Below are 6133 nucleotides of genomic sequence, written 5' to 3' on the forward strand. Positions count from 1 at the left end.
GTGTTGCCTTTGCCCGCGAAGAGGCCAATCCAGTCGATGAAGATCCTGCCTTGGTCTATACCTGTGGAGGAACTGTATTACCACCCAAAGGCTCGTACCAATAAGAGCGCCGTCATTTTGAGCGACGCCCTGGGGAGATCGACCGTTATGCCCGAAACCTCGACCGCCATTGCCGACATTCACATGCTCGACAGTGGCTATGCCCACGAAGCGCGTTCCCTGCTTTACCACGCTTATCGGCACGAACCGACCTTCGGTTATCTGTTCGAGGCCGAACGCCCCGGCTATGAACATCGCGTGCGGGCGACCGTGCGTGAGCTGGTTAAACAACACTTTCTTCAGGACTTGCCGGCCATTGGCCTGCTGGTTAACGACCGTTTGATCGGCATCGCGCTGATCGCGCCGCCGCTACGACGCCTGGGTATCACCGAAAGTTGGGCCTGGCGTTTGCGCATGGTGCTCAGCGCGGGTTTTCGTAGCACCCGCCGCTATCTCGACTACCACGCCGCCGTTGCCGCCTGTGTGCCGAGTGACTCGGTCCATGTGCTGCCAATGCTGGGCATTCACCCGCAATTTCAGGGCAAACACTTCGGCGAACAACTACTGCAAGCGGTGCATAACTGGTGCGCAGTGGATGAAACCTCCGAAGGGGTGATCCTCGACACCGGGAATTCTCGCTATCTGGAGTTCTATAAGCGTCAGGGGTACGAGGAAATCGGCGAGGTTGCCGTAGGACCGATTCGCGAGCATGTTTTTTTCCACGCCAATCCGCAGGTGTTACACACCGCGACGGCATAAGCGGTCGAACTTTAACGCCATGCGAGGCTCTATCACGCTCCCAAGCTCGTGATAGCATCCGCGCCTATGAAGTTTCCAGGAAGATTTACCAGTGGCGTGCTGATGCTGTTCACCAGCTGCGCGGCGCTGGCCCAAAGTGAATTGGATGTGCGGATCAAACCGTCCAACGATGAACTGAAAGCCAATATAGAGGGCTATATCGGCAGTCTCGGCGATCGTGACGAAGAAGCATTGCAACGCTTCAGTCGTGGCGCCGAGGAGCAGGCGCGCAAGGCTGCCCAGGCCTTGGGTTATTACCAGCCGCAGATCGAGAGCGATGTGACGGGCGGCAAAACGCCGCGTCTGGTGCTCAACATCGACCCCGGCGAGCCGGTGCACTTGCGCAATGTCACGATTCGCATCGACGGCCCGGCTGCTTCACTCAAGTCGTTTCGTGTACCCAAAAGCGCTTCGCTGAAAACCGGCGCGGTGCTCAATCATGGTCAATACGAAGACGCCAAACGCCTGATTCAGAATCAAGCCTCGCGCTTCGGCTTTTTCAGCGGTCACTTCACTAGTCAAAAACTGTTGGTGGACCCACGCGCCGGTGTGGCCGATATCGAACTCATTTATAGCAGCGGCCCGCGCTACACCTTGGGCAAGGTCAGTTTCGAAGGCGACACGCCGTTTGACGATGACCTGCTGCAACGCATGGTGCCGTTCAAGCAAGGCGCGCCTTATGACTCCGAACTGATCGCCGAACTCAATCAGGCCATGCAATCGAGTGGCTATTTCGACAGTGTTCGGGTGGATGCGACGCCGACGGCGTCCAAAAATGATGTGATCCCGGTTGACGTCAAACTCGAAACCCGCAAACCACGGACCATGGGCCTGGGGCTGGGTTATTCCACCGACGTTGGTCCCCGGATCAAGGCCAACTGGACCCGGCACTGGGTCAATCCCCAGGGGCACAGTTATGGCTGGGAGGCTGAAGTATCGGCGCCCCGGCAAAACGTCGGGCTGTTCTACGACATTCCCCTGGACCCGCCGCTGACCGACAAACTGCGCTTTGCCGGTGGTTATCAGAATGAAGAAATTGACGGCAGCGACACCCGCAGCAAACTGCTGACCATTGGCCCGGAATGGCACAGCAAACTGCCAAGTGGCTGGCAGCGCGTGGTGTCGCTGAAATGGCAGCACGAGGATTACAAACTGGGTGACGACTCGGGGTTGAGTGATTTGCTGATGCCCGGCGTCAACTATTCCTACCTTAAAAGCGACAACCGCATCGACCCGAGCCATGGCTACCGACTGCAATTCGAGTCCAAAGTGGCTAAAGAAGGCCTGGGTTCGGACAACAACCTGTTGTATGGCACCGCGTTGGTGAAAGGCTTGACCACGGTTTTCGAGAAACACCGGTTGCTTGGCCGGGTGCAGGTCGGTGGCAGCGCTACCAATGGCTTCAAGTCAGTGCCGCCATCGTTGCGGTTTTTCGCCGGTGGCGATCAAAGCGTGCGCGGCTACGACTATCAAAGCCTGTCCCCGGAAAACTCCGAGGGCGATCGCATCGGCGGCCGCTACATGGTGGCGGCGAGCGCAGAATACCAATACTCCGTCGCAGAAAAATGGCGGGTCGCGACCTTCGTTGACCAGGGCAACGCCTTTAATACACTCGAAGTGCCGAGCCTCAAGACCGGGGTGGGTATCGGCCTGCGCTGGGTCTCGCCGGTGGGGCCGCTGCGTCTCGATCTGGCCCACGCGCTGGACGACGACGGCGGCATTCGACTGCACTTTTCCATGGGGCCTGAGCTGTGAATCGTGGTTTGAAAATAACGCTGCTGGCGATTCTGGCGTTGCTGATGCTGGTCGTTGTCGCCGTCACCACGGTATTAGGTACCGCCACGGGCAGCCGTTGGGCCCTCGGTTTTGTACCAGGGCTGACTCTTGAAAATTTCCAGGGGCGTCTGGGAGGGCAATGGAGTGCCGACCATCTTGTGTGGCAGCAGGACACTAGCCGGGTCGAGCTGAGCAAAGCGATTTTCGCCTGGTCTCCTCTGTGCCTGACTCGCATGACGCTGTGCATCGAGCAACTGAAAGTCGATCAGGTCAGCTTGCAATTTCCGCCCGGTGCCGATGAAGCAAGCAGCGGACCGATCAGCCTTCCAGACCTGACATTGCCCTTGGCGATAGAACTGGGTGATGTCCAGGTCGGCAGCCTGCTGTTCAACGGCAGCGAAGCGCTTAAAGGCCTGCAACTGGCGGCACACTGGACGATGCAAGGTTTGCAGATCGACTCGGTGAAGTTGCAGCGCGATGACCTGAGCCTGAACCTCTCCGGCCTGTTGCAACCCACCGGCAACTGGCCGCTCAAGGCTGAAGGCAATTTGACCCTGCCGGCTCCCGAGCCTTGGGCGCTGGCGCTTAAGGTGGACGGCGACCTGCTGAAAACCTTGAACCTGAAAGCCGACAGCAGCGGTTATTTGAACGGGCAATTGACCGGTGAATTGCAACCGCTGGCGGACAACCTGCCGGCCAAGGTAAGAATCACCGCCGACGGCTTCAAACCCGCCGCCGAATTGCCTGACACCTTGCAGCTCAATCAACTGGAACTCACCGGCAACGGCGACCTGAAAAACGGTTATCAGTTGCTCGGCAAAGCCACGCTCCCTGCCGAACAAGGCCCGGTCGCGTTGCTGCTGCAAGGCAAGGTCGACGCCAACGGCGCGCAGATCGTGGGCCTTGATCTCACCGCCAACGACAAGCAAAGCCTCAAACTCAGCGGCACCCTCGACTGGAGCAAAGGCCTGAGCGCCGACGCGAAAATCGACTGGCTGGATTTCCCGTGGCACCGCCTCTATCCCCTGATCGACGAGCCTGACGTGGCGTTGCGCAGCTTCAATGGCGACATCTCCTACACCGATGGCAAGTACCTCGGCGGCTTCACAGCGGCGCTGGATGGCCCGGCTGGCGCCTTCACACTGATCAGCCCGTTCAGTGGCGACCTGACGAAAATCTACCTGCAACAAATTCAACTCCAGGCCGGGCAGGGCAAGGCTGAAGGTCACCTGAACCTGCAATTCGCCGACGGCATTGCCTGGGACACCGCGCTCGATCTGTCGGCGATCAACCCGGCGTATTGGGTCGCCGAATTGCCGGGCACGCTAGCCGGCCCCTTGCGTAGCAAAGGCGAGATGAAGAATGAAAAGCTCAGCCTGAACGCTGACCTCGACCTGAAAGGCAAACTGCGCGGGCAACCTGCCGTGATCCAGGCCAAAGCGGATGGCGCTGGCGAGCAGTGGAACCTCAACGCGCTGCAAATCCGTCTTGGCGACAACAGCATCAACGGCAAGGGCAGCCTGCAACAGAAACTCTCCGGCCAGATCGACATCAAGATGCCGCGTCTGGCCCAGCTTTGGCCGCAACTGCGCGGTCAACTGAATGGCCGCATCGATGTCGCCGGCACCCTCAAGGCGCCGCAAGGCAAACTGGGGCTGCAAGGCGCGCAACTGGCTTTCGACGACCATCGCCTGAAAAGCCTCAACCTCGACGCGACCCTCGACAGTGCGCAACGGGCGAAAATCGACCTCAAGGGCAGCGGTATTCAGACCGGTGACACGTCGCTGGGCACACTGACCGCCAGCGGCCAGGGCGATATCAAAAACCAGAAGCTCAGCCTTGACCTGCAAGGGCCGCAATTGAAACTGGCCCTCGGTCTCGACGGTGCGCTGGACCAAGGCAACTGGCGCGGGCGTCTGACCAGTGGCGATATCCAGACCGGCGGTCAGGACTGGAAGCTGCAAACCCCAGCGAAACTGGAGCGGCTGGCGGACGGAAAAATCAACCTCGGTGCCCACTGCTGGATGTCCGGACCGGCCAGCCTGTGCGGTGAAGACCAGCGTTTGATGCCGGAGCCGAAGCTGCGTTTTCACCTCAAGCAGTTCCCGATTGAAAGCCTGGCGCAGTGGCTACCGAAAGATTTCACGTGGAAGGGCCGGCTCAACGCCGACCTGCAACTGGACTTGCCCGCCAGCGGCCCAAATGGACTGATCAGCATCGACGCCAGTGGCGGTACGTTGCGCATGAAGGAGAAGGACCAGTGGCTGGACTTCCCGTACCAGACGCTGAAACTCACCAGCAAACTCACGCCCAAGCGCATTGATACGGACCTTAACTTTGTCGGCGGCAAGCTCGGCGAGTTGATGGTCCAGGCGCAGCTCAATCCGTTGCCGAAGAACAAACCGCTGACCGGTTCGTTCCGCTTGAGCGGGCTGGACCTGTCGGTGGCGCGGCCGTTTGTGCCAATGGTCGAGAAAATCACCGGGCGCTTGAATGGCAGTGGCACGATTTCAGGTGGCCTGTTGGCGCCGCAGGTCAATGGCAACCTGCTGCTTAGCGATGGCGAAGTCTCCGGGCCGGAGTTGCCGATGGCGTTGCAAGCCTTGCAACTGCGAGCGGTGATTGCCGGTGAAACCGTGCAATTGAATGGCGACTGGAAAAGCGGCAAGACCGGGCAGGGCACCCTCAACGGCAACATCGCCTGGGGACAGGCGCTGGTGGTGGATCTGGCGCTCAAGGGCTCGCAGTTACCGGTCAGCGTCGAACCGTACGCCAAGCTGGAAGTCGCGCCGGACCTGAAAATCTCGATGAAGGGCGACGAACTGGCCATCGCCGGCAAAGTGCTTGTGCCCAAAGGTGAGATCACCATTCGCGAGTTGCCGCCTTCCACGGTCAAGGTATCCGATGACGTGGTGATCGTTGGCCAGCAGACCGAAGAGGGCAAACCGCCCTTGGCCATGAAGATGGACATTGATGTGGTGGTCGGCGCTGACAAGCTGAGCTTTGCCGGGTTTGGCCTGACCGCGAATGTGCAGGGCCAGGTGCACATCGGCGACAACCTGGATACGCGGGGCGAACTGTGGCTTAACGACGGGCGATATCGCGCCTACGGTCAGCGCCTGACCGTGCGCCGCGCGCGCTTGTTGTTTGCCGGCCCGCTTGATCAGCCGTACTTGGACATCGAGGCGATTCGCCAGACCGACGACGTGATCGCCGGTATTCGCCTGAGTGGCAGCGCCGAGCAACCGACTACGCAGATCTTCTCCGAACCATCCATGAGCCAGGAACAGGCGTTGTCCTATCTGATATTGGGGCGCCCGCTGAGCACCAACGGTGAAGACAACAACATGCTCGCCCAGGCCGCGCTCGGTTTGGGTTTGATGGGCAGTTCCGGGGTAACCGGCGGATTGGCCAAAAACCTGGGCATTCAGGATTTCCAACTGGATACCCAGGGCAGCGGCACCACCACCGCCGTCGTGGCCAGTGGCAATATCTCGGAAAAACTCAGCCTGCGTTATGG

Annotated in this window: 3 protein-coding genes; all 3 read left to right on the forward strand. The window is 59.7% G+C overall.

What is annotated here, in order from left to right; genetic code table 11:
- Positions 1 to 147: 147 nt before the first annotated feature.
- Entirely contained in the window at positions 148 to 798 is a 651-nt protein-coding gene (locus tag AC1DSG_RS26140; RefSeq protein ID WP_477793475.1) for a GNAT family N-acetyltransferase, read from the forward strand.
- 66 nt (positions 799 to 864) lie between these two features.
- Positions 865 to 2592, forward strand: coding sequence for an autotransporter assembly complex protein TamA (locus AC1DSG_RS26145; RefSeq protein ID WP_477793476.1), 1728 nt, complete (start codon positions 865 to 867; stop codon positions 2590 to 2592).
- A partial coding sequence (locus tag AC1DSG_RS26150) for a translocation/assembly module TamB domain-containing protein (protein WP_477793477.1) occupies positions 2589 to 6133 on the forward strand: 3545 nt, incomplete at its 3' end. The genes AC1DSG_RS26145 and AC1DSG_RS26150, both read left to right, overlap by 4 nt.

It is taken from the genome of Pseudomonas sp. P5_A12 (assembly GCF_056400685.1).

Excerpts from the sequence above, each read along its gene's own strand:
- AC1DSG_RS26140 (WP_477793475.1), top strand. The coding sequence starts at position 148 with ATGCCCGAAACCTCGACCGCCATTGCCGACATTCACATGCTCGACAGT.
- AC1DSG_RS26145 (WP_477793476.1), top strand. The coding sequence starts at position 865 with ATGAAGTTTCCAGGAAGATTTACCAGTGGCGTGCTGATGCTGTTCACC.